Origin of the sequence: Nonomuraea sp. GTA35 (genome assembly GCF_041950525.1) — a bacterium.
GTDB lineage: Bacteria > Actinomycetota > Actinomycetes > Streptosporangiales > Streptosporangiaceae > Nonomuraea.
On sequence record NZ_JBGNUV010000012.1, the window covers coordinates 322,815 to 346,762 of the forward strand.

Consider the following 23,948-nt stretch of genomic DNA (forward strand, 5'->3'; position numbering starts at 1 on the left):
GATGGCGTGGAACAGGAAGGGACGTCGCTCATGGAACCAACGGGCGCCGCGCCGCTCCGGCCGACCGACTTGCGCGCGATCGGGCCGTACCGGCTGCTGGGCCGGTTGGGCGAGGGCGGCATGGGGACCGTGTTCCTCGCGCGGGCGCCGACGGGGCGGTTCGTCGCGCTCAAGGTGGTCAAGGCCGAGTTCGCCAACCAGGAGGGGTTCGCGGCGCGGTTTCATGGGGAGGTCGAGAACGCTCGCCGGGTGGCGTCGTTCTGTACGGCCCAGGTGCTGGACAACGGCAACACCGGGGACGGCCGGCCGTACATGGTGACCGAGTACATCGCGGGCACTCCGCTGTCGGACCAGATAACGACGTACGGCGCCCTGGAGCCGGGGCCGCTGCACGGCGTCGCGCTCGGCGTCGCGGCCGCGCTGGCTGCCATCCACGTGGCGGAGCTGGTGCACCGGGACCTCAAGCCGGCGAACGTGATCCTCTCCCTGTCCGGGCCCCGGGTGATCGACTTCGGGATCGCCAGGGCGCTCGACCGGGAGACGGGGTTCACGCTCTCCGGCGAGCTGCTGGGCAGCCCGGGATGGTGGGCGCCCGAGCAGGTGCGCGGCGAGCCGGTCAGCCCGGCGGTCGACATCTTCGCCTGGGGCTGCCTGGTGGCCTACGCGGGCAACGGGCGGCATCCGTTCGGGCGCGGCGACCCCATCACCATGGCCTCCCGGGTGCTCAACACCCCGCCCGACCTCGGGGCGTTGCCCGCGCCGCTGAACGAGCTCGTACGGCGGGCCACCTCCATGGACCCGGCCCTGCGGCCCACCGCGCAGGATCTGCTGATCGCGCTGGTGGGAGGGAGTGCGCCGATGCGGGCGGCGGCCGATCCGCCGACGCTGGTGGCGAACGAGATGCTCAGCGAGTGGCAGCCGCCGCCGAACGTGGTGGACGAGCCGGACATCACGGCCACCTTCACGACGCCCCCGCCCAGTGACGCGACCGGACGGAGAGGGAGAAGCCCCGCGGCCCCCGGAGCCGCCGGCCCGGCGACCGGTCCTGGCGGTCCGTCCACCGCGCCGGCCTCCGCGAGCGTGCCCGGCTCCGCCGGCGTGCCGGATCCCGCGAGCGCGCGCGGGTCCGGTGAAGCGGGGAGCGCGCCGCCGTCGTCCCTGGAAGAGCGGGCCCGGCGGGAGGAGGAGGCGGCCAGGGAGGAGCTGGCACGCTGGCAGGTGCCCGGGCAGGCGGAGGCTCCTCGGCGGCGGCTCGGGCTGTTCCGCTCGGGCAAGGCCTCCCGGCAGGAGCAGGAGCCCGGGCAGTCGCGAGACGAGCCCGCGCAGTCCCGGCAGGACTCCCGATCAGGCCCCGAGCTGCAGGGCACCAGGCCAGGGCCCGCACAGCAGAGCGCCGGGCCGGGGTCCGCACAGCAGAGCGCCGGGCCGGGGTCCGCACAGCAGGGCACCGCCTGGCGGCCCGCGCACGGCCAGGGGGCAGAGGCGCCACGTCAGGATGCCGGTTTGGAGCCGGCGCGCCGGCGTACCGCGCCGGAGCCCGCGCGGCAGGACGCAGCCGTGGGGCGCCTGCCGCAGGCGGCCGGCTTAGGGCCGGACACGCACCCAGGCACGCTGGGCTCCCCGGCCGAGAGAGCCGAGCGAGCCGACGAGGACGACACCATCGGCGGCACGCGCACGCCCGGCACCCGGTGGCTCATCGCCGCCGCGGCCGCCGTGCTGGCCATCGTGGTGACCGTGGCCGTACTGATCGTCACCTCGGCCCGTGACACGACCACCACCGTGACCCCCGGCACCCCGACCCAGGCCGCGGGCAGCCCCAGCCCGAACGACGTGGGCCGCAGGTTCGCGCTGGGCGCGAGCTTCGACGACCCCGTCGCGATCGTGACCGGGGCGCCGGAGTGCGGGGCGAAGGAGTTCGAGGGCATCACGTCCGCCAAGGGCCAGCTCTGCGTGATCCGCTGGACGATGCTCAACCCGGGCGGCGAGCGCAGGGTGCTGGTCCAGCCCGTGGTGACCATGGTCGACGACCGGGGCGGCGAGCACGACCCGGCCCCCGTCACGTTGCCGCCGGCCATCCTGCCCGGTGCCCGGGTGGACAGCGCCTTCGTGTTCGACCTGGCCATGTACCGCAAGCCGATGAAGCTGACGGCGACCCTGCTGGAGAACGGCAAGCTGATCGAGGTGGCGCTGTGACGCTCAGAGCGGCCCTCACCGCGCTCGCCGCGCTCGCCGTCATGGCTGGAACGGCCACGGCGAGCGTGACCCCCGCCGCGGCCGCGGTCCCCCCTGCGTCCGCCGTGACCCCCGCCACGGCGGCGGCCTGCTCCGGAGCCGCCGACTTCGACGGTGACGGCGTGGACGACGTGGCGGTGGGCGATCCGTTCGCGGACGACCAGAAGGGCGCGGTGCACGTGCTGTCCGGCGGCAAGGTGGTGCCGGTCGGCGTTCCCGGGCTGGCCAGGGGCGACGGCTTCGGCTGGTCCGTACGGCTGGCGCAGGTCAACGGCGACACCTGCGCCGACCTGGTGATCGGCGCCCCGTACGCGGACGTGGACGGCACCGAGGACGCCGGCGCCGCGTACGTGGTCTACGGTGGCGGCGCGGCGGCCCCCGAGCGCCTGACGGCGCCGCAGCCCCAGCGGTTCGCGCACTTCGGCTGGTCGATGGCCGCGCGCGGCGACCTGGTGGCGATCGGCGCGCCGTACGAGGACGAGGCCCGGCTCCTCGACGTGGGCGCCGTCTACGTGCGCAAGGGCGCGGGCGAGCTGCGCAGGGTCAGCCAGGAGACCGTGGACGTGCGGGGCAACAGCGAGGTGGGCGACCAGTTCGGCTGGTCGATGGCGTTCGGGCCGGAGAACGGGCTGGTCGTCGGCGTGCCGTACGAGAACGACGACGGTGCGGGCCGCCAGATCGAGGCCGGGAAGATCGACTCGGGCTCGGTGGTGTTCATCGACGACGTGCTGGCGCCGCGGATCACCTCGTTCAAGCTGGACTCGCCGACGAACGCCTCCGGCGACCGGTTCGGGTACGCGGTCGCGTACGCCGAGGGCTCCGGCTACGCCGTCGGCTCGCCCGGGCCCGGGTACGTCCAGCTCCTCGATCCCGCGCGCAAGCCCACGAGGAGGGTGACGCAGGGGGGCAAGCAGGCGTTCGGGTTCTCGATGGCCGTCTCGGCGGACGGTCGGCTGGCGATCGGCGCCCCGTACGGCGGTGGTGTCCGGGTCGTCTCCTGGAAGGACGCCGCCGAGGTCCGGGAGCTGGCGACCGCCGACGGGCTGTTCGGCTGGTCGGTGGCCTTCAGCGGCAACAAGCTGTACGTGGGGCAGCCGGACGCCGCGCCGTACGGGAAGGTCGCGGTGGCGGCCCGCAACGACGAGGCGGCACCGCAACCGATCCAGCCACCGAAGGGAGCCGACTTCGGCGTCTCGCTCGCCGGTTAGCGAGCGCTGAGCGGTGCCGCCGGTGGCGACACCGGTTGGCGAGCGCTCAGCGGTGCCGGCGGGGGCGACCGGGCAGGGCGGTCAGGAGGCGGGGCGGCGGGCGTTCATGGTGAACAGGCGGTCGCCGCAGTGCGGCCACTGGCCCTGCCACCTGCCGCCGACCTGCTGGTAGAGAACCTGCGCCCGGTACGTCTGCTCCTCCTCCGGCCAGGTACTCGGCGTGTCCATGCCGCCCACCGCCTGCCACATGGGCAGGCTGAACTGGTACAGGCCGTAGTAGGGCCCGTCCGGGTTGTACGCCTCCAGGTCGCCGTGCGACTCGCACTCGGCCAGCGCCTCCCAGTCGAGCTCGGCGACCTCGGGCTGGATCTGCACGGTCCTCGGCGGGGTGACCGTGATGACCGTGCCGTCCTTGGGGAAGCTGCTCAGCGGCGGGTTCACCAGGTAGCCGCGGCGCAGCGCGATGCGCTTCTGCTTGAGCACCTCGCGCACCGTCCTGGCCGTCGTACGCGAGGTCACCCGCGTGGTGCCGGCCACCACGTACACCTTCCGCCGCGTGTACACGGTCAGCTCCATGCCCTCCAGCGGCACCTTATCGCCGGGCGGGGCCGAGAGCTTGCCGGCGGCGGGGGCGATGTCCAGCTCCGCCAGGGCGTCGCCCACGTTCGTGGCGGTGACCAGATGCGTGCTGGTGCGGCCGTCGAGGGTCAGGGTGAGGGGACGGGCGCGGCGCACCTCGATCGTGGCGCCGTCGTCGACCGCCGCCTGGATGGACGGCCGGACGACGTCGCCGTACCCCACGGACACCTCGGCGTCGGCGAGCACTTCCTGGACCGTTCCACCGAACGCCCGGACATGCCTGCGCTCGCCGTCGACCACCACGATGACCTCTTTGACCAGGAACGACACCACGACGAGCGCTCCGACGGCCACCACCCCCGCCACGCACACGACCGGCGTCCACGGGGAACGCCATGGAACGGGCGGTCGGGGCGCACGCCTCTTTCCTCGCACGAGCCACCTCCGATGTGGTGCCGGACGGCCCGAACTTTACGCTTGTCCGGTGCTTGTATCCCGGAGTTCGCGAAAAGTTGGTCACCACTCGCCGAAAACTGTGACTCCGTTGACGCTGATCGCCTCGCACAACTCGTCCGGGTGGACGTTCTTGACCTCGGCCAGGCAACGCAGGGTGAGGGGGATGAGGTAGGGCGCGTTGGGCTTGCCGCGGTGCGGGACCGGGGGGAGGTAGGGGGCGTCGGTCTCGACCAGCATGAGCTCGGCGGGCGCGAGCTCGGCCGCCTCGCGGAGGTAGCCGGCGTTCTTGTACGTCACAGGCCCGGAGAACGACATGAAATATCCGGCTTCGACGCACTTCTTCGCCATTTCGGCGTCACCGGAGAAGCTGTGGAAGACCACCTTGTCCGGCGCACCCTCGGCGGCCAGCACCTTGAGCACGTCGTCGTGCGCCTCGCGGTCGTGGATGACCAGCGCCTTGCCGGTGCGCTTGGCGATCTCGATGTGCGCGCGGAAGCTGGCGTGCTGGTCGTCCTTGCTCGCCCAGTCGCGGTAGTAGTCGAGCCCCGTCTCCCCCACCGCGCGCACCTCGGGCCGCCCGGCCAGCGCCTCGATCTCGGCCAGCACCTCCGCGGTGGCCTCGTGCGCCTCGTTCGGGTGGATGGCCACCCCGGCGTACACGCCTTCCTGCCCGGCGGCCACCTCGGCGTTCCAGCGGGAGGAGGCCAGGTCGTAGCCGATCGTGACCAGCCTCGTCACGCCCACGGCCCGCGCGTCGTCGAGGATGCTCCGCACGCTCGCCGAGGCGGCCTGCGCGGCCTGCGCCACCGGGTCGCCCGACGACGCCTGCCTGTTGCCGACCATGATGTCGAGGTGGCAGTGGCTGTCGAACACGGGTGAGGAGAGCGGCTCTGGCACGGCGGGAAGCTTGGTCACGCCATCAAAGCCTAGCCGCCGCGCCGAAGCCGCCGTCACTCACCCGGCCGGCGCACCGAGACCGCCGTCACTCACCCAGCCGGGCCAGCTCCTCGTCGATGACCTTCGGGTCGAGCTTCTTGAACAGCGGCACGGGCGGCGCCAGCGGGGTGCCGGGCCTGATCGGCCGGTGCTCCCAGCGGGCGGCGCCGTCGGCGTAGTCGCCCGTGATCACCGGGTACGGGGTGCCGCCGTCCTCGTCGACCTCGCGGATCTCCGGCATGCCCGACCAGACGCCCTCGCCGCCCAGCATGGCGAAGACCTTGTTGGACGAGCTGGGCAGGAACGGCGTGAGCATCGTCTTGGCGTCGTCCACGACCTGCAGCGCGACGTGCAGGATGGACTTCTGCCGCTCCGGGTCGTCCTTGAGCTTCCACGGCTCCTGGTCGGCGAGGTACTTGTTGGCCTCGCGCACCACGTCGAACGCCTCAGTGATGGCGTTCTTGAAGCGCGAACGGCCCAGCTCCGCCCCCACGGGCCCGAACGCGTTGCGCGAGCGCTCCAGCAGCGCCCTGTCGGCGTCGGTGAGGTCGCCCGGCTCCGGCACCGCCCCGAAGTTCTTCGCCGCCATCGAGATGGACCGGTTGACCAGGTTGCCCCAGGCCGCGACCAGCTCGCCGTTGTTGCGGTTGACGAACTCCTGCCAGGTGAAGTCGGTGTCCTGGTTCTCGGGGCCGGCCACGGCGATGTAGTAGCGCAGCGCGTCGGCGTCGTAGCGGGCCAGGAAGTCGCGCACGTAGATGACGACCTGCCGGGAGGAGGAGAACTTCCTGCCCTCCATCGTCAGGAACTCGCTGGAGACCACCTCGGACGGCACGTCGAGCGCGCCCAGCGAGCCGGGCGAGCCGTCGCGCGCGCCGATGCCGCTGTAGCCGAACAGCATCGCCGGCCAGATCTCGGCGTGGAAGACGATGTTGTCCTTGCCCATGAAGTAGTAGCCGCGGGCGTCGGGGTTCTGCCACCACTGGCGCCACGCGTCGGGGTCGCCCGAGCGCCTGGCCCACTCGATGGAGGCGGACAGGTAGCCGATGACCGCGTCGAACCACACGTACAGCCGCTTGTTGGGCTGGTCGCGCCAGCCGTCGAGCGGGATCGGCACGCCCCAGTCGAGGTCGCGGCTGATCGCCCGGGGCTGGAGGTCGCCGAGCAGGTTGAGGGCGAACTTCAGCACGTTCGGGCGCCACTCGCCCTGCTTGGACTGCAGGTAGGAGCCGAGCACCTCGGCGAAGGCGGGCAGGTCGAGCATGAAGTGCTCGGTCTCGACGAACACCGGCGTCTCGCCGTTGATGCGGCTCTTGGGGTTGACGAGCTGGATCGGGTCGAGCTGGTTGCCGCAGTTGTCGCACTGGTCGCCGCGCGCGCCGTCGTAGCCGCAGATGGGGCAGGTGCCCTCGATGTAGCGGTCGGGGAGGGTGCGGCCGGTGGAGGGCGAGATGGCGCCCATCGTGGTCTTGGGGAAGATGTAGCCGTTGTCGTAGAGACCCTTGAAGATCTGCTGCGTGACGGCGTAGTGGTTCTTCGTCGTCGTCCTGGTGAACAGGTCGTACGACAGGCCGAGGCCGGTCAGGTCTTCGGCGATGACGCGGTTGTAGCGGTCGGCCAGCTCCTTGGCGCTCACGCCTTCCTTGTCGGCCTGGACCTGGATGGGGGTGCCGTGCTCATCCGTGCCGGAGACCATCAGCACGTTGTTGCCCGCCATCCGCTGGTAACGGCTGAAGACGTCGGACGGCACGCCGAACCCCGATACGTGCCCGATATGGCGGGGCCCGTTCGCATACGGCCACGCCACGGCGGTAAGAATGTGCTGGGTCATGATGCTCAGCCTACGGGTCTGCGAGATTCATTTGTTACGCGGTGCCGTGGCTCACCACCCGCCGCACTCCGGCTGGCGGCCCTCCAGGAAACGGCCTGTGACCCTTCACCGCGCGCCCGCCGTCACGCGAGCCCGGGTTGCCCGGTGACGTGGTCGCGCCCGGCCACGGCAACGGCCGGCGGCGCGCCCCGTAACGGCGGCGCGCCACTGACCGGTCAGAAGCCGTTTCCCTGGACGGACGCCCGCCGGCGACGGCGGGTGTCCGTCCACGGCGGCGCGTAAAACTATCCCTAACTCTTGGCGTTCCCGAGAGGGGTCGCGGAGTCTTCGAGGGAGATCGCGGCGGCGGCCTCCTCGGCCGCGGCGGCGGCGTTGTCGATGGGGGTCTCGCGGGTGCGGCGGATGCCGAGGATGCTGATGAACAGCGCCGCGAAGATCGTCTGGAAGCTCATGATGAGCGCCGTGGCCGCGGGCACCACGATGCGCAGCGACTCGCGCGGGTCCAGCTCGCCGAAGTCGCGCACCTGCCAGTGCACCAGCGACATCACCAGGCCGACGAGGCCGGCCAGCGCCAGCAGCCCGCCGACGACGAGCCCCTTCTCCAGGCTCACGATGTCGATCAGCCGCCTGATCCGCGGCGACTCCGGCAGGAAGCCCTCCTCCGCCGCGTACACCTTCGTGAACACCGCGAACAGTGCCGCCTGGAAGCCGATCACCACCAGGGCGGCCGATCCGACCAGGGTGTCGACGTCGAAGGCCAGCTCGCCGATCTCCACGGGCCCGAACACCAGCGCCGTGCCCGCGACGAGCCCGACGATCATCATCAGCACGCCGGGGTAGAAGAACAGCCACTTCGGGCTGTAGAGGAGCAGGAAGCGCAGGTGACGCCAGCCGTCGCGCCAGGAGCGCAGGTGCGGCGGGCGGGAGCGGCCGTCGGGCGAGAGCGTGGTCGGGACCTCGCGCACGTCGAGGCCGGCCAGGGTGGAGCGGACCACCATCTCGGAGGCGAACTCCATGCCGCCCGTCTGGAGCTGCAGGCGCAGGATCGAGTCACGGCGGAAGCCGCGCAGCCCGCAGTGGAAGTCCTTGATCGCCGAGGGGAAGAACAGCCGCCCGATGAACGACAGCACCGGGTTGCCCAGGTAGCGGTGGAGCGGCGGCATGGCGCCCGGGGAGATGCCGCCCCTGAAACGGTTGCCCATGACCAGGTCGGCGCCGTCGCGAAGCTGCTCGACGAACGGCAGCAGCGCGGTGAAGTCGTAGGAGTCGTCGGCGTCGCCCATGATGACGTACTTGCCGCGCGCCGCCCTGATGCCGCCCATGAGGGCGTTTCCGTATCCCTTCTCGTCCACATGGACCACGCGGGCCCCGGCGTCTCGGGCCAGCTGTTGCGAGCCGTCCGTGCTGCCGTTGTCGGCGATCAGCACTTCGCCCTCGATGCCGTGCTCCTCCATGCACGCCAGTGCCTTGCGTACACAGACTTCCACGGTCTCCGCCTCGTTGAGGCAGGGCATGACCACCGTCAGTTCCACGTGTCTACCCTTCAGTTAAGGCTCTTCCAGTGAACCATCATGCCCTGAACGGGCCCGTGCTCGGGCACAGACCCGGAAACGACTGGCATTCTTTACAGCATGGTGAGCGTCGCGGAGATTACCCCTGTGGACCCCTCCGCCCCAGGCAGGATGGCCCGTTTGCTGGCCATGGTGCGCAGGCATCGGGTGTTCGCCGCGGCTATCGGCGTCGGCGCCGTGCTGCGGCTCATCACCATGCTCGGCTACGGCCCGGCCATGTGGTTCAACGACTCCTACGAGTACGTCTCGGTGGCGCTGCACCCGCGGCCGCACCCGATCAGGCCCGACGGCTACAGCTTCTGGCTGATGCTGCTCCAGCCGTTCCACAGCTTCAGCCTGGTGACGTTCACGCAGCACCTCATGGGCCTGGCCACGGCCTGCCTGATCTACGCGTTGCTACGGATCAAGTTCAGGCTGCCGAAGTGGGGGGCCACGCTGGCCGCGGCGCCGGTCCTGTTCGACGCCTACCAGATCCAGCTCGAACAGATGGTGATGTCCGACACCCTGTTCATGCTGCTCGTGGTGGGCGTGATCACGATGGTGCTGTGGAAGCGGCGGCTGACGTGGAAGGCGGGCGCGGTCGTCGGGCTGCTGCTGGCGCTGACCTGGCTGACCCGCTCGATCGGGCTGCCGATCCTGGCGCTGGTCGTGCTCTACCTGCTGGTCAAGCGCACCGGCTGGCGGCCGATCACGGCCGTGATCACCGCCTGCGCGATCCCCGTGATGGCGTACATGGGATGGTTCGCCTCCGCGTACGGCAAATTCGCCATGACCAACAGCGACGGCCTCATCCTTTACATGCGCACCGCCATCTTCGCCGACTGCAACAAGATGGACATCGACAAGTACAAAGAGGTCCAGCTTCTGCTGCTGTGCATCACCGACCCCGTCGAGGACCGCAAGGACCACGCGCAGTGGTACCTGTGGGGGCAGGGCAACGGCAACGGCAACGGCACCGGCGAGGTGCTGCACCGGTGGGGCGTCAACAAGAAGTGGAGCGAGATCACCAACGACGCCGCGAGCAAGTTCGCGACGCGGGCGATCCTGTCGCAGCCGGGTGACTACTTGCGGGTGGTCGCGCGTGACTTCTTCCGCTCGTTCAACTGGTCGCGCCCGACGTTCCCCGACGAGCCGACCTACCTGATGTACGAGTTCAAGCCCTACGAGCAACTCGACGAGAACGGCCAGCCCAAGCGGCTGCCGAAGTGGGCGTCGTACGCGGGCGGCCGCACTGACACCGACGCCTTCAGCTACGAGCAGGGCCCGCCGGAGACCCGGATCGTGCAGCCGTGGGCCACGATCATGAGCAGCTACCAGAAGGTCTTCTACCTGCGCGGCATCATGGTCGGCGGCATCCTGCTGATCGGCCTGTACGGCGTGGCGGTGCGCTGGCGGAAGTTCGGCGGGCCGGTGGTGCTGCCGTGGCTGGGCGCGGTCGGGCTGCTGCTGGCGCCGGCGGCCACGGCGGAGTTCGACTACCGGTACGTGCTTCCGGCCGTCCCTCTGGCCTGCATCGCGGCGGCGATCACGCTGCGCCGCGGGGTCACTTGGGGGCGGCGGTCACCCAAGAGCTCATCAGCATCCGAGCCCACCACTGTGACTGCGTGATCGTCTCGGCGGTCAGCACCGGGTAGAGCCACCAGAAGTTGACCAGCACGACGAGCGCGACCGCGCCCACGACCGCGGCCCCCGTCGCCCTCCGGGTGGCGGGGGCGTCCTGCCTGCCGAGGATGAGCCCCGCCATGAGCACCAGCGCCAGCACCATGAACGGCACCACGGGGATCATGTAGAACAGGTACATCGTGCGGTTGTCGGCGATGGCGTAGTAGAACCACGGCAGCCAGCCGGCCGCGAAGGCCAGCAGCGTCGCCCCGGCCCGCCAGTCGCGGGAGGAGACGTACCACGCGACGAGCCCGAGCAGCGCGAGCGCGGCGGCGTACCAGAGCGCGGGGGTGCCGACCCCGAGCACGGCCTGGGAGCACTGGCCGGCGCCGCAGGACGACGGCGGCAGGCCGGTGGGGTAGTGGAAGGAGACCGGCCGTAAGAGCAGCGGCCAGGTCCACGGCTCCGACATGTACGGGTGGTAGTCCTCCAGGCCGCTGTGGAAGCCCAGCACCTGCGTCTGGTACTGCACCCACGACCGCGCCGAGTCGAGCACGAAGAACACGGGCCCCGAGGAGGTGGCCCGGTCCCAGTTGCGGCCCCAGCCGTCGGCGGAGGCGAACCAGCCGGCCCACGACGCCGTGAACACCAGCGCGGGCACGAGCGTCATGGCCGCGAACCCGCCCGGCAGGTCGTACGACAGCGCCCCCCGGTACGGCTCGCGCAGCCCCAGCGCCCGCCGGGCTCCCAGGTCCCACATGATCGACAGCACGGCGAAGGCGACGAGGAAGAAGATCCCCGACCACTTGACCGCGCACGCCGCGCCCAGGCAGGCCCCCGCCGCCAGCCGCCACGGCCGCGGCCCCAGCCGCGGGCCCAGCTCGGTGACGGGCGCGCTCTCGTACCAGCCGACCAGCTTGCGCCGCGCCCAGTCGCGGTCGGCCACCAGGCACGCGAACCCGCACAGCACCCAGAACATCAGGAAGATGTCCAGCAGCGCGGTCCGCGACAGCACCAGGTGCAGCCCGTCGAGCGCCAGCAGCAGCCCGGCCAGGCAGCCCAGCAGCGTCGAGCGGGTCATCCTGCGCGCCACCCTGGCCATGACGAGGATGGACAGCGTGCCGGCCAGCGCGGCGGCGAACCGCCAGCCGAACGGGTCCATGCCGAACAGCCACTCCCCCGCGCCGATCATCCACTTGCCCAGCGGCGGGTGGGCGACGAAGGAGGCGCATTCGGACGGCTGCCCGCACTGCTTGAAGATGTCCAGGTTCCCGGCAATGAGGCGCTGGTCGGCGATGGGGTTCTTGACGTCGCCGAGCGTGGCCATCTCGACGCCGTGGACGATCAGCGAGTAGGCGTCCTTGACGTAGAACGTCTCGTCGAAGACGACGGCCCTGGGCTCGCCCAGGCGGACGAACCGCAGGATCCCGCCGAAGATCGCCACCGCGAGCGGCGCCAGCCAGCCCAGGAGGGCGCCGCCCTGCATCGGCGGGATCAGTCGCTGTGCCGGCACCCCCCAGTTCCTCACGATGCGCACCCTATGGCGTGGCGGTTCTCCTGTGAACCAGGTCGTACAGCTCTCGCCTGGGGACGCCCGCGCCCTTGGCCACCTCGGCCACGGCCAGGCTGCGCCGCTCCCCCGCGGCGACCCTGCGGTCCACCTCCGCGGCCAGGGCGTCGAGGTCGGGCTCTGCCTCGCCCGGCGCGAACCCCGCCACGACGATCGTGATCTCGCCCTTGACGCCCGGCGCCGCCCACTCGGCCAGCTCGCCGAGCCCGCCCCTGCGCACCTCCTCGTAGGTCTTGGTCAGCTCCCTGCACACCGCGGCCCGCCGGTCGGGCCCGAACGCCTCGGCCATGGCCCGCAGCGACTCCTCCAGCCGGTGCGGCGACTCGAAGAAGACCATCGTGCGCTCCTCGGCCGCCAGCGCGCCCAGGCGGCGGGCCCGCTCGCCGGTCTTGCGCGGCGGGAAGCCCTCGAAGCAGAACCGGTCGCTGGCCAGCCCCGACACGGCCAGCGCGGTGGTGACCGCGCTCGGCCCCGGCAGCGCGGTGACCGTGATGCCCGCCTCGACCGCGAGCTGCGTCAGCCGGTAGCCGGGGTCGGACACGCCCGGCATGCCCGCGTCCGTGATCACCACGACCGTGCGGCCCTGTTTCAGCGTCTCGACGAGCTCCAGGGCCCGGCCCGCCTCGTTCTGGTCGTAGTAGGACACCACCCTGCCGGTGAGCTCGACGCCGAGGTCGGACGCGAGCCTGCGCAGCCGCCTGGTGTCCTCGGCCGCCACCACGTCGGCGCCCGCCAGCAGCTCACGCAGCCGCGGCGAGACGTCTCCGACCTGGCCAATGGGGGCTCCTGCCAGCACCAACCTGCCGTTCCCAGTCACCCGACCATTGTTGCAGGGCATCCCAAATAGACCGTGTTTCCTTGGTAACCACCGCTCTGGGGCCCGTACGATGTCCGAATGGCGGTGACCGATTCCCCGTACCAGGCCTACGAGAGCTCGGAGGTCGGCGAGAGCCATCCCAGGACGCGGTCCGTACGCGATCGGGTCGTGCCCCCCATGCGCGGCAGCGTGTTGTGGGGATGGGTGGGGCCACTGCTCGTCACCCTGTTCGGCGGGATCCTCCGCTTCGTTCAGCTCGGTCATCCCAAGGCCGTGGTGTTCGACGAGACGTACTACATGAAGGACGCCTTCTCGCTCATCACCCACGGGGTCGAGAAGGTCACGATCAAGGACGCCGACAAGGCGATCATCGCGGGGAACACCGACATCTGGCAGGCGTGCACGCCGGACGACCTCGGCAAGTGCGCCTCCTACGTGGTGCACCCGCCCATGGGCAAGTGGATGATCGGCATCGGCGAGTGGCTGTTCGGGCTCAACCCGTTCGGCTGGCGCTTCGCCGCCGCCGTGGTCGGCACGCTGTCCATCCTCATCCTGGCCAGGGTGGCCCGCCGGATGACCCGCTCGACGCTGCTCGGCTGCTTCGCCGGCCTGCTGCTGGCGCTCGACGGCCTGCACTACGTGCTCTCCCGCACGGCGCTGCTGGACATCTTCCTGATGTTCTGGGTGCTGGCGGCGTTCGCCTGCCTGGTGGTCGACCGTGACCGCGCGCGCGAGAAGCTGGTCACGTGGTACGAGGGCTCGCCTGTGTCTCCGCAGGGCCCGTCGCTGGGCATCAGGTGGTGGCGGATCGGGGCCGGGGTGTGCCTGGCCTTCGCGATGTCGGTCAAGTGGTCGGGCCTGGCGTTCGCGGTCGCGTTCGCGATCATGTCGCTGATGTGGGACTTCGGCGCCCGCCGCGCCGTGGGGCTGCGCCGGCCCTACCTTGGGGCGGTCAACAAGGACGTGCCGCAGGGGGTCGTGGCGTTCGGCGTCGTGCCGTTCGTGGCGTACATGGCCACCTGGACGGGCTGGTTCGTCAACGCCTCCGGCTACGGGCGCAACTGGGACCAGGCCACCTCGCCGGGCAACCCGCTCTTCTTCGTCTTCGACTCGATGCGGTCGTGGGTGCAGTACCAGTGGCAGGTCTTCACCTTCCACAGCGGGCTGGAGACCTCGCACCCGTACATGTCGGAGCCGTGGTCCTGGCCGCTGCTGCTGCGCCCCGTGGCCTTCTTCTACGAGGGCAAGCAGAACACGTGCGGCGTCAAGGACTGCTCGCAGGCCGTGCTCGGCGTGGGCACGCCGGTGATCTGGTTCGGCGCGGTGGCCGCGCTGGTGGCGCTGGTGGCGTGGTACTTCTCCTCGCGCGACTGGCGGGCCGGGGCCGTGCTGCTGGCGTACGCGATGGGCTGGCTGCCGTGGTTCTACTTCGCCATCGCCGACAACCGCACGATGTTCCTGTTCTACGCCATCCCGATGGTGCCGTTCATGGTGCTGGCCATCACGTTGTGCGCCGGGCTGCTGATCGGGCCGTCCACGCCGGCCGTCAAGGGCTCGACGCCGATGCGGCGCACCCTCGGCGCCGCCGTCGTCGGCGCGTTCGCCCTGCTCGCGCTCATCAACTTCTGGTGGCTGCACCCCATTCTCTCCGCCGAGCTGATCCCGTACGTGGACTGGAAGGCCCGCATGTTGTTCGAGAAACGGTGGATATGATCACGTTACAGTCGGCTCAATAGGGGTTTCTTAGGTAGTCGCTGTGCAAGACCCAATACGCACCGGATTCGGTCATCGTCAGGCCCGGGGTCGATACGGCAAACTTCGAGGCATGAGTGCACCGGATGTCACCGCCCTTCTCGCCGAGTTGGAGCGATCTCACCCGGATCTGGCCGAGGAGGCCAGGACCGCCGTCGAATGGTTGACGGGTGGGGAGCCGCTGGAGACGGTGACCCAGCTCGACGTCTGCGAGTTCCTCTGGTACACGTTGCCGCTCAAGGTCGCGCCGCCCAACGCCGGGGCGGCCAAGGGCAGCGGCGACATGGAGCGCCTGGCACGTTCCCTGGGGCGGTTGCTCCAGCTCGGCGGCATGGACCGGTATGCCGCCCTGTGCGTGTCTTCGACAACCGTACAGATCCTGCGCACCTACGCCCGCGAGGGCGACGACGCCGGCACCGCCGCCTACCAGCAGGCGCTGGAGGCCACGGGTGTGCTCCCGCCCGACGTGCCCGAGCTGCAGTGGAGCATGATCATGGGGCCCGAGGAGCTGGGCGCGCACATCGCCTGCTCCGCCGCGCTGGAGCTGGCCATCGTGGCCGGCGAGAGCGTCGACCGTACCGCCCTGACCCGGCGCTGGCTCACCGAGCCGCGCGCCGACCTGGGCGGCGACAGCTGGCTCAACCGCGTGCACGGCGAGCGGCTCAACCGCTGGGTGCTGGGGCGCGGCCCGGCCAGGCGGGAGCTGGCCCAGCCGTTCGAGGTGCGGCTGCACGCGCCCGTGGCGCCGCAGCCGCTGCCCGCGCTGCACCGGCTGCTGTCCGTGGCCGCCTCCGGGGAGACGCTGCCGCTGCGGCTGGCGCCCTCGCCCGAGGCGGCGCGGCTGCGCGACCTGGCCGAGCGTGAGCTGGGCGCGATCCGCCGCGACGGCGCCAAGCTGGCCATCACCGAGTACGGCCTGCGGCTGCTGAAGTCGAAGTCGGCCATGTGGTCGGCGGTCACCCGGCTGCTGCTGGCCAGGGGCGAGCACGAGTTCGAGGTGTCGGCCAGGGAGGCGGCGCTGATGCTGCTGGCCGACGGCACGCTCATGTCGCCCGCGAAGCTGCGCGAGCGGGTGGCCGAGGTGGTGGGCGGCGAGGGCTGGCATCCGGCGACGAGCCTGGAGGACGTCACCGGGCCGGTGACCGATCTGGTGGCCCAGCTCACGGCGCTGGGGCTGGCGTTCAGCGACGAGCTGGCCGTGCGGATGGACCGGCCGGGGCAGCTCGCGGCCCTGGCGGCGCTGCGGGCCCACGCCCTGCGGCCGAGGAAGTACGTCAGCTCGGCCTGATGTCTGGCGGCGGGTTCCCCTCAGCCCTGGGGCACCCGCCGTACGGCCTGCTTGAACTCGGGGCATTCCACCAGCGGGTCGTGCGTGCAGACCACCGCGTGGCGCAGGCTGTCGCGCAGCCGGGTGAGCTGGTCGACCCGCTGCGACACCTCCCGCTCCTTGGCGGCCATGCGGGCGCGCAGCCGCTCGTCGGACGGCCCCGCCCGCAGGAACTCGCCGATCTCGGAGAGCGTGAACCCGGCGTCGCGGGCGCAGGAGATCAGCGCCAGCCGCTCCAGGGTCTCCGGCCGGTACGCGCGGCGCAGCCCGTTGCGCCCCTCGGCCTGGATGAGCCCCTTGCGCTCGTAGAACCGCAACGCGGACGCGGCCAGCCCGCTCTGCCTGGCCACGTCACCGATGTCGATCAACGTGTCGTTCACACCCTGGCTCCTTGACTTGAACCGCACTTCAAGTCGCAGTCTATCCGCATGCGAATTCACCATCTCAACCTCGCCTCGATGCGCGAGATCGACTCCCCCGACGGCCTGTCCCCCGCGCCCGTCGTCTGCCACGCGCTGCTCGTCGAGACCCCGGCCTCCGGGCTGGTCCTCGTGGAGTCGGGCCTCGGCCTGGACGACGTGGCCGACCCCGCCCTGCACCTCGAACGCGAGTGGGCGGAGCTGGTCGAGCCGGTGCTGTCCCCCGCCGAGACGGCCGTGCGGCAGGTGGCGGCGCTCGGGTACGACCCCTCCGACGTGCGCCACATCGTCCTGACCCACCTGGACGTGGACCACAGCGGCGGCCTGCCCGACTTCCCGCACGCCGAGGTGCACGTCATGGAGGCCGAGCTGAAGGCCGCTCTGGAGCAGGCCCCCAACCGCCGCTACCGGCCCTCGCACTGGGCGCACACGCCGCGCTGGGTGACGTACCCGGGCACGGGCACCCGGTGGCTGGGCGTGGACGGGGTGCGGCCACTGACCGGCCTGCCGGAGGACGATTTCCTGTACGTGCCGCTCGACGGGCACTCGGACGGGCACGCCGGGGTGGCGGTCAGGGACGGCGACCGGTGGCTGCTGCACGCCGGGGACGCGTACTTCTACCACGGCGAGCTGGCCCGCGAGCCGCGCCCCCACCCGCTGATGGACCTCGTGCAGGTCCAGGCCCAGGTGGACGAGGGGCGGCGGCTGTCGAGCCAGGAGCGCCTGCGCTCGCTCGCGAACGAGCACGGCGTGGCGGTCTTCTCCGCGCACGACCCCTGGGAGCTGACCGAATACTCCCAGTAGTTACGATTGTCGGGAAATGCTCTACGTCGGAGGGGGCCGTCATGGAGCTGTTCCCGGCCATGCCGCTCGCGGAGTGGAAGGAGGCCAAGGAGACCTTTCACAGGTTCGCGCAGATCGTGGGGAAGATCCGGCTGGCGTCGAGCAACCGGCGCAACCACTGGTGGCAGGTCCCGTTCCACCCGACGGGGCGGGGGCTCACCACGCGGCCGATGGGCGGGCTGGGCGAGCAGCCGCTGTTCTGCGTCGACTTCGACCTCGTACGCCACCGGCTGGTGGTGGACGTCTTCGACGGGCGCAGCGCGGAGTTCAGCCTGATCGGCAGGTCGGTGGCCTCGTTCCACGACCGGCTCTTCGAGACGCTGGCCGGGCTGGGGATCCGGCCCGAGATCTGGGGCGTGCCGTTCGACCTGAGCGACGACACGCCGTTCGCCGAGGACACCCTGCACGCGCGCTACGACCCGGTGCTCATCAACCGTTACTGGCGGATCCTGTCGCAGGTGGTGCAGCTCCTGGACCGGTTCGCCGCCGACTTCGCCGGCAAGACGAGCCCGGTGCACCACTTCTGGCACACCTTCGACATCGCGGTCACCCGGTTCACCGGGCGGGTGGTGAAGGTCTCGCCCGACGCCGACCCGGTGACGCGGGAGGCCTACAGCTGGGAGGTGATCAGCTCGGGGTTCTGGTTCGGGGACAAGGAGCGGCCGTGGCCGGCGTTCTACTCCTACACCGCGCCGGAGCCCGACGGGCTGGAACGGGAGCCGCTGCGGCCCGCCCAGGCCGAGTGGGTCCCCGCCAGGGGCAGCCATCTGGCCGTGCTGCGCTACGACGACGTGCGGACCATGGAGGACCCGGTGGGAGCCGTGCTGGAGTTCCTGGACAGCGCCTACCAGGCGGGGGCGCGGCTGACCGGGCTCGACTCCGAGGCGCTGGCCTCTCCCGGCGGCGTCACGGACCCGTACCTGCGGGCACACACGTGAGCGCCCGCCCTCCGGGGAGGGCGGGCGCTCTACGAGTGCGTACCGGTGTGCGTGTCGCCTCTCGGCGAAAGGCACAACACGGCTCCAGCCGAACGGTATTCCGTGAAGGCAATAGGTGAGGCCCGGGGACACTGGGCACACCGGCCACGAGATATGTAACCACACCCCGGCGGGATCCATTCCCCCGCCACGACGATTATTTTTCGACCGCAGGCCCGGTCCACCCCGGATCGTGCTCCGCCGCCAGTTGCTCGAACGTGCAGCCGTCGATGAGCCGGTCCAGCATCCCGACGGCGACCTCGCACTCCACGGCCGGATGTTCCTCCTGGCAGCGCAGCCCGTGGCGGAGCACCTCCTGCGCCACCCTGGCCCGGACGATCATCGCCTCCAGCTCGCCGATCCGCTCCCGCACCGCCGCCCGCCACTGCTCGCCGGGCGCGTCCAGCATCGCCCCCGCGGTGTCCAGGGGCACGCCGAGCCGCTGCATCGTCCGCAGGAAGACCAGCCGCCGCAGCTCCTGCCTGCCGTAGACGCGCCGCCCCTGGCGGCGGCGCGCCGGGGCGACCAGGGCGCGCTCCTCGTAGTACCGCAGGGCGGAGGCGTTCACGCCGAGCAGGCGCGCGGCCTCGCCGATCGGGATCGTGTCGTCCATGGCTCCATTCGACGCCAAACCCGCTCGAAACGGGGGAAGTCTCACTGTCTTCCGCCCTAAGCTGAGCCGCATGCTCGTGTGGATCAACGGCCCGTTCGGGGTGGGCAAGACGCAGACCGCGTACGAGCTGCACCGCAGGCTGCCGGGAAGCGTGGTGTGCGATCCCGAGCACGTCGGCATGGGCCTGCACAGGATGACGCCGCGCGCGCTGCGCTCGGACTTCCAGCTGCACCCGGCCTGGCGGCAGGGCGTGTTCGAGGTGCTGGACCTGGTGCTGAGCAAGCAGCCGGGCGTGGTCATCGCGCCGATGACGCTGGTCGAGCCCGCCTACTACGACGAGATCCTGGGCCGCCTGCGCGAGGCCGGCCACGAGGTGCGCCACTTCGCGCTCGTCGCCGGCCGCGAGACGGTGCTGGCGCGGCTGCGGGAGCGCTCGCTGAGCCGCAGCCTCAAGCGGGAGGCGTTCGCGGTCGCCAGGCTCGACGGGTGCCTGGAGCGGCTGCGCACACCGCGGTTCGCCGAGCACGTCGAGACGGACCGGCTGACGGTGCCGCAGGTCGCCGACCGGATCGCGGCCTCCGCCGGGCTGAGCCTGGCGGCCGACGCCGACGGCCCGCTACGCCACCGGCTGCGGCGGATCGGGGTCACGATCCGGCACATCAGGCTCTAGCCGGGCGGCCCTGGCGTGCAGGTAGCGCTGCTGGGGCAGGCTCATGGCGCGCCGCGCCGCCTCCCTGTACGCCGCGCGGGCGCCCTGGCCGTCGCCGGACATCTCCAGCAGGTGCGCGCGGACCGCGTGCAGCCGGTGGTCGCCGGACAGCCGGTCGTCGCCGGCGAGGCCTTCGAGCAGGTCGAGCCCGGCCTCGGGGCCGCGGGACATGGCGGCGGCGACGGCGTGGTTGAGCGCGATCATGGGGTTGCCGGAGCCGCGCATCAGCAGCTCGTACAGGGCCGTGATCTGCGGCCAGTCGGTCTCCTCCGCGGTCGGCGCCTCGTCGTGCAGGGCGGCGATGGCGGCCTGGAGCTGGTACGGCCCCGGAACGCCCCGGGAGAGCGCGTTCGTGACGAGCTCGACGCCCTCGGCGATGAACGCGGCGTTCCACAGCGTGCGATCCTGCTCGGCCATCGGGATCAGCGCGCCGTCCCTGCCGGTGCGCGCCGGGCGGCGCGCGTCGGTGAGCAGCATGAGGGCCAGCAGCCCCGCCGCCTCGGCGTCATCGGGCAGCAGCCGGTGCACCATGCGGGCCAGCCGGATCGCCTCGGCCGCGAGCTCGGCCCGGTGCAGGTCGGGGCCCGACGTGCTGGCGTACCCCTCGTTGAAGATCAGGTAGAGCGCGTGCAGCACCGCGCCCGTCCGCTGGGCGCGCTCGGCGGCCCCCGGCAGGCGGAACGGCACGCCGCTGTCCTTGACCCGCTGCTTGGCCCGGGTGATGCGGCGCGTCATCGTCGCCTCGGACACCATGAAGGCGCGGGCGATCTGCGCCGTGGTCAGGCCGCCGACCGCGCGCAGCGTGAGCGCGATCTGCGAGGGCGGCGACAACGACGGGTGGCAGCACATGAACAGCAGCACCAGCGTGTCGTCCGACGCGGGCGGCGGCCGGTCGGCGGGCGGGGACAGCCAGTCGTCCGGCAGCGCGCGGGCGGCGACGGTGTCCTCGCGGCGGCGGCGCGCCTGCTCGGCGCGGAGCAGGTCGGTCAGGCGGCGCGCGGCCACCGTGACGAGCCAGGCGCGCGGATCGTCCGGCACGCCGTCCCGCGGCCACTGGGTGGCCGCCGCGAGCAGCGCCTCCTGGACCGCGTCCTCGGCGAGGTCGAAGTGCCCGTAACGGCGCACGACCGCGCCGAGGACCTGCGGCGCCAGCTCGCGCAGCAGGTCCTCGGGTCCGCTCACGGCGATCAGAACCCCAGGTCCTCGGCCGACTCCATGACGGGCCTGATGTCGGCGTGGACGTTGGCATAGGCGCCCTCCGGGGCCGGGCACCGGCCGAGGCGGCCGGCGATCTCCACGGCCCTGTCGAAGCTCTCGCACTCCACGATCCAGTAGCCGGCCAGCACCTCCTGGGTCTCGGCGTACGGCCCGTCGGTCACGTACGGGACCCCGTCGCGCAGGCCGACCCTGCGGGTGTGCACGGGCGCCGCCAGGCCGCGGGTCTCGACCAGCTCGCCCGACTCCTCCAGCTCCTTGTTGACGGCCGCCATGAACGTCGTCATCGCCGCCAGCTCCTCCTCCGACCAGGCGCCGCGCCCGGCGTCCTTGCCGGACATCTCGTCGTAGTCCTGCTGGGAGGCGTACGAAAGGATCATGTACTTCATCGGTGTGGTCCTCTCTCTCGTGGGCTCTCACCAGGGACGTCGGAGCCGGGGCAGCGCACCGGACATGGCACCATCGAGTTCGTGTCCTATGCAACCACCCCTGACGGCGTGAAGCTGTCCTACCAGGTCCGCGGCCACGGAGAGCCTCTCGTGCTGCTGCAGGGGCAGGCCAACGACCACCGCTGGTGGGACTCCGTTCGCGACGACTTCGGCTCCTACCGGACCATCACCCTCGACTACCGCGGCACCGGCGGCAGCGACAAGCCCGACGAGCCGTACAGCACGCGCGGGTTCGCCGCCGACGTGCTGGCCGTGCTCGACGAGGCGGGCGTGGAGCGGGCGCACGTGTACGGCACGTCGATGGGCGGCCGGGTGGCCCAGTGGCTGGCGGCCGACCATCCCGCGCGGGTCGGGGCGCTGGTGCTCGGCTGCAGCTCGCCGGGCGGCGCCCACGGGGTGGAGCGGAGCAACGAGGTGCGCAGGTCGCTGGCCCAGCCCGACCGGGCCGCCGCCGAGCGGGCGCTGCTGGAGCTCATGTACACGCCCGCCTGGCTGGCCGCCCACCCCGGCCCGTACCGCACCATCGGCGACCCGCGGCTGCCCGCCCACGCGCGCCGCCGCCACCTGGCCGCCAGCGCCGGTCACGACGCCTGGGACGCGCTGCCCGGCATCACGGCGCCCACGCTGGTCGTGCACGGCACCGACGACGTCTTCAACCCGGCGGCCAACGCCCCGCTGCTGGCCGGGCGCATCCCGGGGGCCGAGCTGCGGATGATCGAGGGGGCGCGGCACGCGTACTTCGAGGAGTTCAGGCAGGTGGCGAGCCCCATGGTGCTGGACTTCCTGCGGCGGCACTGACCCCTCATCGCCACAGGGCCGCCAGCGCGCGCAGGCCGGGGGCCGTGACGTGCGGGGCGGACATCACGCTCGGGCACGGCACGCCGCGCCGGTCCCCTCGCGGCGCAGGATGCCCGCGGTCATCGCGGCGCAGGATGCCCGCGGTCATCGCGGCGGAGCCGTTCGTCACGGTGAACAGCCTGATGCCCGCCTCGTGCAGGCTCCGCATGCCGTCCGGCACGTCGGGGTGCACCCGCAGGCCGGCGAGCCCGCTCAGCACGTGTTCCACCGCCTTGTCCTGCAACCGCAGCCCCTTGAGCACGTCCGCGGCGATCCGGGCGAACTCGGCGAACCCGCCGGTCGCCGTGAGCGCGAAACCGTCGCGCGGCACGCTCGCGAACCACGTCGGCAGCTGCTCCCCGGACAGCCCACGTCCTCGAACCTGGCCCGCAGCGGCTCCATGTCGATGAGCGTCTCGTTCACATCGAAGATCACAACGTACGGTCTGGCGTTCATCGTTCTCTCCCAGCGCTCCACGGTCGCGTCCATGCTAGATTGACGCCCATGTCCAGCCCCGAGGCGTCAAGACGCTAGCCACCGGTCGTCCGGTGGCCGTTCCGCGCTGCCTCCCCGCCCCTTGAGGCGGGTGTTCTCCATGGGCGCTCTCGCCATCCGGATCACCGTGTCACGGGCCATTCCAGCCTGAGCCGCGCGCTGCCTTCCCGCGCCGCCGCCAGGCTGCTTCATCGCGAGCGGGACCGGTCTTCCGTCCTGCCCGCCTTCCTGTGAGAGCTGTCTGATGCCTTTCGCTGTTTACCTGCTCGGGCTGGCGGTCTTCGCCCAGGGCACGTCCGAGTTCATGCTGTCCGGGCTCGTGCCCGCCATCGCCCGCGATCTGGGCGTGTCCATTCCCGCCGCGGGGCTGCTGACCTCGGCTTTCGCAGCCGGGATGGTGGTGGGGGCGCCGCTGATGGCCGCCCTGAGCCTGCGGCTGTCCAGGCGGGCCGCGCTGCTCGCCTTCCTCGTCGTCTTCCTTCTCGCGCACGTCGTCGGCGCGGTCACCACCAGCTACGAGGTGCTGGTCGTGACCCGCGTCGTGGCGGCGCTGGCCAACGCCGGGTTCCTGGCCGTGGCCATGGCGACCGCCGTCGCCCTGGCGCCCTCGGACGCCAAGGGGCGCGCCACCTCCGTCCTGCTGGGCGGGGTGACCATCGCCTGCGTGGCCGGGGTGCCCGGTGGGGCGCTGCTCGGCGAGGTGTGGGGGTGGCGGTCGGCGTTCTGGGCGGTGGCCCTGGCGCTGGTGCCTGCCATCGTCGCGGTCCTGAAGTCCGTGCCCGGCGGCGCTCCGGACGGGACCACGGCAGGGGCTCAGGAGGGGACCCCGGACGGGGCCACGGACGGGGCTCCGGAGGGAGGTGCCGGGAGGAGCGTGCGGGGTGAGCTGCGGGCGCTGCGGCGGCCCCGGCTACTGGTGCTGCTGCTGCTCGGCGCCCTGGTGAACGGGGCCACCTTCTGCACCTTCACCTACCTCGCGCCGGTGCTCACCGGCGTCAGCGGGATCGGCTCCTCCTGGATGCCGGCGATGCTCGCGCTGTTCGGGCTCGGCTCGTTCGCCGGGGTGACGATCAGCGGGCGGATCGCCGACCGCCGTCCCGTGCCGCTGATGGTGACCGGCGGGGTGGCGCTGGCGGCCGGCTGGGCCGCGTTCGCGCTGGCGGCCGGGGCGGCGGGGCCGGCGATCGTGCTGGTCCTCGTCCAGGGGACGCTGTCGTTCGCGGTCGGGTCCACGCTGATCTCGCAGGTCATGTACGCCGCCACCGGCGCGCCCACCCTGGGCGGCGCCTTCGCCACGGCGGCGTTCAACGTGGGCGCCACGCTCGGCCCGGGGCTGGGCGGGCTGGCCATCGAGGGCGGACTCGGGTTCCGGTCGCCGCTGTGGGTGAGCGCCGCGCTGGTGGGGCTCGCGCTGGCCGTCGCCGGGATCGCCGGGATCGCCGGGATCGCCGGGTCACGCGCGCGGCGTAAACCGATGGAGGTGGATCTCCGGCGTGCGGCACAGTGAGGC

The 23,948-nt window shown here is 71.8% G+C and carries 21 protein-coding genes; 10 read left to right on the plus strand and 11 right to left on the minus strand.

Translation table 11 applies throughout. The annotated features are described in order from the left end of the window. Positions 1-6: 6 nt before the first annotated feature. Both ACBJ32_RS42400 and ACBJ32_RS42405 read left to right on the plus strand, forming a co-directional pair. Positions 7-2,193, plus strand: coding sequence for a protein kinase (locus tag ACBJ32_RS42400; protein ID WP_375131583.1), 2,187 nt, complete (start codon positions 7-9; stop codon positions 2,191-2,193). Then, positions 2,190-3,440 carry an FG-GAP-like repeat-containing protein gene (locus ACBJ32_RS42405; RefSeq protein ID WP_375131584.1) on the plus strand — a complete coding sequence of 417 codons (1,251 nt, stop codon included), beginning with the start codon at positions 2,190-2,192 and terminating at the stop codon, positions 3,438-3,440. Before ACBJ32_RS42400 ends, ACBJ32_RS42405 begins: the two co-directional genes overlap by 4 nt. A gap of 81 nt (positions 3,441-3,521) precedes the next feature. On the opposite strand, the gene ACBJ32_RS42410 is transcribed toward ACBJ32_RS42405, so the two are convergent. The 4 genes from ACBJ32_RS42410 to ACBJ32_RS42425 all read right to left on the minus strand — a co-directional run bounded on the left by ACBJ32_RS42410 (position 3,522) and on the right by ACBJ32_RS42425 (position 8,774). After that, positions 3,522-4,391 (minus strand): ubiquitin-like domain-containing protein, encoded by an 870-nt coding sequence (locus ACBJ32_RS42410; protein ID WP_357876649.1) that lies wholly within the window; start codon positions 4,389-4,391, stop codon positions 3,522-3,524. 144 nt (positions 4,392-4,535) lie between these two features. Then, on the minus strand, positions 4,536-5,390 hold the full coding sequence (locus ACBJ32_RS42415; RefSeq protein WP_375131585.1) for a TatD family hydrolase: 855 nt from the start codon (positions 5,388-5,390) through the stop codon (positions 4,536-4,538). A 67-nt stretch (positions 5,391-5,457) separates the two neighbouring features. Then, positions 5,458-7,242, minus strand: a complete 1,785-nt coding sequence (gene metG, locus ACBJ32_RS42420; RefSeq protein ID WP_375131586.1) for a methionine--tRNA ligase — start codon at positions 7,240-7,242, stop codon at positions 5,458-5,460. Positions 7,243-7,532: 290 nt separating this feature from the next. Next, complete coding sequence (locus tag ACBJ32_RS42425) at positions 7,533-8,774, minus strand: glycosyltransferase family 2 protein (protein ID WP_375131587.1); 1,242 nt, start codon at positions 8,772-8,774, stop codon at positions 7,533-7,535. 99 nt (positions 8,775-8,873) lie between these two features. Here ACBJ32_RS42425 and ACBJ32_RS42430 point away from each other — a divergent pair, with 99 nt between their 5' ends. Next, the gene (locus tag ACBJ32_RS42430) at positions 8,874-10,421 is read left to right on the plus strand and encodes a hypothetical protein (protein ID WP_375131588.1); all 1,548 of its coding nucleotides are present in this window, start codon (positions 8,874-8,876) and stop codon (positions 10,419-10,421) included. Here the strand turns inward: ACBJ32_RS42430 and ACBJ32_RS42435 are convergent. Both ACBJ32_RS42435 and rsmI read right to left on the minus strand, forming a co-directional pair. After that, positions 10,357-11,943: a dolichyl-phosphate-mannose--protein mannosyltransferase gene (locus ACBJ32_RS42435; RefSeq protein WP_375131589.1), complete on the minus strand. Its 1,587-nt coding sequence runs from the start codon at positions 11,941-11,943 to the stop codon at positions 10,357-10,359. The genes ACBJ32_RS42430 and ACBJ32_RS42435 overlap by 65 nt on opposite strands. Positions 11,944-11,953: 10 nt before the next feature. Continuing rightward, positions 11,954-12,823, minus strand: coding sequence for a 16S rRNA (cytidine(1402)-2'-O)-methyltransferase (gene rsmI / locus ACBJ32_RS42440; protein ID WP_375131590.1), 870 nt, complete (start codon positions 12,821-12,823; stop codon positions 11,954-11,956). 57 nt (positions 12,824-12,880) lie between these two features. Between rsmI and ACBJ32_RS42445 the strand changes: the two genes are divergently transcribed. Together ACBJ32_RS42445 and ACBJ32_RS42450 are read left to right on the plus strand one after the other, a co-directional pair. Further along, positions 12,881-14,515 carry a dolichyl-phosphate-mannose--protein mannosyltransferase gene (locus ACBJ32_RS42445; RefSeq protein WP_375131591.1) on the plus strand — a complete coding sequence of 545 codons (1,635 nt, stop codon included), beginning with the start codon at positions 12,881-12,883 and terminating at the stop codon, positions 14,513-14,515. A 112-nt stretch (positions 14,516-14,627) separates the two neighbouring features. After that, positions 14,628-15,842 carry a hypothetical protein gene (locus ACBJ32_RS42450; RefSeq protein WP_375131592.1) on the plus strand — a complete coding sequence of 405 codons (1,215 nt, stop codon included), beginning with the start codon at positions 14,628-14,630 and terminating at the stop codon, positions 15,840-15,842. A gap of 20 nt (positions 15,843-15,862) precedes the next feature. Here the strand turns inward: ACBJ32_RS42450 and ACBJ32_RS42455 are convergent, their stop codons facing one another. After that, entirely contained in the window at positions 15,863-16,261 is a 399-nt protein-coding gene (locus ACBJ32_RS42455; protein WP_375131593.1) for a MerR family transcriptional regulator, read from the minus strand. Between the two features lie 48 nt (positions 16,262-16,309). Here ACBJ32_RS42455 and ACBJ32_RS42460 point away from each other — a divergent pair, with 48 nt between their 5' ends. Both ACBJ32_RS42460 and ACBJ32_RS42465 read left to right on the plus strand, forming a co-directional pair. Then, complete coding sequence (locus ACBJ32_RS42460) at positions 16,310-17,104, plus strand: MBL fold metallo-hydrolase (protein ID WP_375131594.1); 795 nt, start codon at positions 16,310-16,312, stop codon at positions 17,102-17,104. A gap of 41 nt (positions 17,105-17,145) precedes the next feature. Continuing rightward, the gene (locus tag ACBJ32_RS42465) at positions 17,146-18,081 is read left to right on the plus strand and encodes a DUF5996 family protein (RefSeq protein WP_375131595.1); all 936 of its coding nucleotides are present in this window, start codon (positions 17,146-17,148) and stop codon (positions 18,079-18,081) included. Positions 18,082-18,277: 196 nt separating this feature from the next. Here the strand turns inward: ACBJ32_RS42465 and ACBJ32_RS42470 are convergent, their stop codons facing one another. Continuing rightward, the gene (locus ACBJ32_RS42470) at positions 18,278-18,733 is read right to left on the minus strand and encodes a MerR family transcriptional regulator (RefSeq protein WP_375131596.1); all 456 of its coding nucleotides are present in this window, start codon (positions 18,731-18,733) and stop codon (positions 18,278-18,280) included. 70 nt (positions 18,734-18,803) lie between these two features. On the opposite strand from ACBJ32_RS42470, the gene ACBJ32_RS42475 reads away from it, so the two are divergent. After that, positions 18,804-19,403 carry an AAA family ATPase gene (locus ACBJ32_RS42475; protein WP_375131597.1) on the plus strand — a complete coding sequence of 200 codons (600 nt, stop codon included), beginning with the start codon at positions 18,804-18,806 and terminating at the stop codon, positions 19,401-19,403. Here ACBJ32_RS42475 and ACBJ32_RS42480 read toward each other — a convergent pair. Then, positions 19,350-20,624, minus strand: a complete 1,275-nt coding sequence (locus tag ACBJ32_RS42480; RefSeq protein ID WP_375131598.1) for an RNA polymerase sigma factor — start codon at positions 20,622-20,624, stop codon at positions 19,350-19,352. The genes ACBJ32_RS42475 and ACBJ32_RS42480 overlap by 54 nt on opposite strands. Positions 20,625-20,629: 5 nt before the next feature. Further along, a complete protein-coding gene (locus ACBJ32_RS42485; protein ID WP_375131599.1) occupies positions 20,630-21,046 on the minus strand; it encodes a YciI family protein in 417 nt (138 codons plus the stop codon). An 81-nt stretch (positions 21,047-21,127) separates the two neighbouring features. On the opposite strand from ACBJ32_RS42485, the gene ACBJ32_RS42490 reads away from it, so the two are divergent. Then, positions 21,128-21,904 (plus strand): alpha/beta fold hydrolase, encoded by a 777-nt coding sequence (locus ACBJ32_RS42490; RefSeq protein ID WP_375131600.1) that lies wholly within the window; start codon positions 21,128-21,130, stop codon positions 21,902-21,904. Positions 21,905-21,908: 4 nt separating this feature from the next. On the opposite strand, the gene ACBJ32_RS42495 is transcribed toward ACBJ32_RS42490, so the two are convergent. Continuing rightward, positions 21,909-22,274 (minus strand): hypothetical protein, encoded by a 366-nt coding sequence (locus ACBJ32_RS42495; RefSeq protein WP_375131601.1) that lies wholly within the window; start codon positions 22,272-22,274, stop codon positions 21,909-21,911. A 408-nt stretch (positions 22,275-22,682) separates the two neighbouring features. On the opposite strand from ACBJ32_RS42495, the gene ACBJ32_RS42500 reads away from it, so the two are divergent. Next, positions 22,683-23,945: a Cmx/CmrA family chloramphenicol efflux MFS transporter gene (locus ACBJ32_RS42500; protein ID WP_375131602.1), complete on the plus strand. Its 1,263-nt coding sequence runs from the start codon at positions 22,683-22,685 to the stop codon at positions 23,943-23,945. The last annotated feature ends 3 nt before the right edge of the window (positions 23,946-23,948 follow it).

What these genes read in the sequence shown, in the direction of transcription:
- ACBJ32_RS42465 (WP_375131595.1), top strand. Translation starts at nt 17,146, where the DNA reads ATGGAGCTGTTCCCGGCCATGCCGCTCGCGGAGTGGAAGGAGGCCAAG.
- ACBJ32_RS42430 (WP_375131588.1), top strand. Translation starts at nt 8,874, where the DNA reads ATGGTGAGCGTCGCGGAGATTACCCCTGTGGACCCCTCCGCCCCAGGC.
- ACBJ32_RS42445 (WP_375131591.1), top strand. Translation starts at nt 12,881, where the DNA reads ATGGCGGTGACCGATTCCCCGTACCAGGCCTACGAGAGCTCGGAGGTC.
- ACBJ32_RS42470 (WP_375131596.1), bottom strand. Translation starts at nt 18,733, where the DNA reads ATGGACGACACGATCCCGATCGGCGAGGCCGCGCGCCTGCTCGGCGTG.
- ACBJ32_RS42450 (WP_375131592.1), top strand. Translation starts at nt 14,628, where the DNA reads ATGAGTGCACCGGATGTCACCGCCCTTCTCGCCGAGTTGGAGCGATCT.
- metG (WP_375131586.1), bottom strand. Translation starts at nt 7,242, where the DNA reads ATGACCCAGCACATTCTTACCGCCGTGGCGTGGCCGTATGCGAACGGG.
- ACBJ32_RS42485 (WP_375131599.1), bottom strand. Translation starts at nt 21,046, where the DNA reads ATGAAGTACATGATCCTTTCGTACGCCTCCCAGCAGGACTACGACGAG.
- ACBJ32_RS42475 (WP_375131597.1), top strand. Translation starts at nt 18,804, where the DNA reads ATGCTCGTGTGGATCAACGGCCCGTTCGGGGTGGGCAAGACGCAGACC.
- ACBJ32_RS42500 (WP_375131602.1), top strand. Translation starts at nt 22,683, where the DNA reads ATGCCTTTCGCTGTTTACCTGCTCGGGCTGGCGGTCTTCGCCCAGGGC.
- rsmI (WP_375131590.1), bottom strand. Translation starts at nt 12,823, where the DNA reads ATGCCCTGCAACAATGGTCGGGTGACTGGGAACGGCAGGTTGGTGCTG.
- ACBJ32_RS42460 (WP_375131594.1), top strand. Translation starts at nt 16,310, where the DNA reads ATGCGAATTCACCATCTCAACCTCGCCTCGATGCGCGAGATCGACTCC.